Origin of the sequence: Paraburkholderia sp. BR10923, assembly GCF_040948765.1 — a bacterium.
Taxonomy (GTDB): domain Bacteria; phylum Pseudomonadota; class Gammaproteobacteria; order Burkholderiales; family Burkholderiaceae; genus Paraburkholderia; species Paraburkholderia youngii.
In genome coordinates this window covers 1-1048 of record NZ_JBFPKO010000124.1, presented here as the reverse complement: position 1 = coordinate 1048, position 1048 = coordinate 1, and the positions used below count along the sequence as shown (strand labels likewise).

Genomic DNA, 1048 nt, shown 5'->3' with positions numbered 1-1048 from the left:
AGTTCCGGCACGATGGTGAACAGATCGCCGACGAGGCCGTAGTCGGCCACGCTGAAGATCGGCGCTTCTTCGTCCTTGTTGATCGCGACGATGACCTTCGAGTCCTTCATGCCCGCGAGGTGCTGGATCGCGCCCGAGATGCCGACCGCGACGTACAGTTGCGGCGCGACGATCTTGCCGGTCTGGCCGACCTGATAGTCGTTCGGCACGAAGCCCGCGTCGACGGCTGCGCGCGATGCGCCCAGCGCCGCGCCGAGCTTGTCGGCCAGCGGTTCCAGAACCTTCGTGTAGTTCTCGCCATTGCCGAGACCCCGGCCACCGGACACGATGATCTTCGCGCTCGTCAGTTCCGGACGATCGAGCTTCGTCACTTCGCGGCTCACGAATTGCGAGATGCCTGCGTCGGCGGCGGCTTCGATCTTTTCGACCGCTGCGCTGCCGCCTTCGGCCGCGACGGCGTCGAAACCGGTCGAGCGCACGGTGATGACCTTGATCGGATCAGCCGATTGCACGATCGCAATGGCGTTGCCCGCGTAGATCGGACGCTCGAACGTGTCGGCGCTGTCCACCGCGGTGATGTCGCTGATCTGCGCGACGTCGAGCTTTGCGGCGATACGCGGCGCGACGTTCTTGCCGTACGCGGTAGCCGGCGCGAGGATGTGCGTGTAGTTCCTGGCCGCATCTTGTACCAGCTTCAACACCGTCGCTTCGACGTTTTCCGCGAGCCCTTCGGCCAGCTGCGGCGCGTCGGCGAGCAGCACCCTGCTCACGCCCGCGATCTTCGCTGCCGCATCGGCCGCGGCCTGCGCGTTATGCCCCGCGACCAGCACGTGAATCTCACCGCCGATCTTCTGTGCCGCTGCGATCGTATTCAGCGTCGCGGCCTTGATCGACGCACCGTCGTGTTCTGCTACTACCAGGTTAACCAGATTCGTCATTTCTTGCGTCTCCTCACAGCACCTTGGCTTCGGTCTTCAGCTTCTCGACCAGCGTCTTCACGTCCGGCACTTTCACACCGGCGGAGCGCTTCGGAGGCTCGGCGACCTTC

General features: G+C 64.5%; 1 protein-coding gene and 1 pseudogene. Both read right to left on the bottom strand.

The window, feature by feature from the left end:
* Positions 1-929 (bottom strand): electron transfer flavoprotein subunit alpha/FixB family protein (locus tag AB3X94_RS41690; protein WP_368614455.1); only part of this gene is annotated, 929 nt, incomplete at its 3' end.
* A 22-nt stretch (positions 930-951) separates the two neighbouring features.
* A pseudogene (locus AB3X94_RS41685) lies at positions 952-1048 on the bottom strand (electron transfer flavoprotein subunit beta/FixA family protein); the annotation flags it as partial.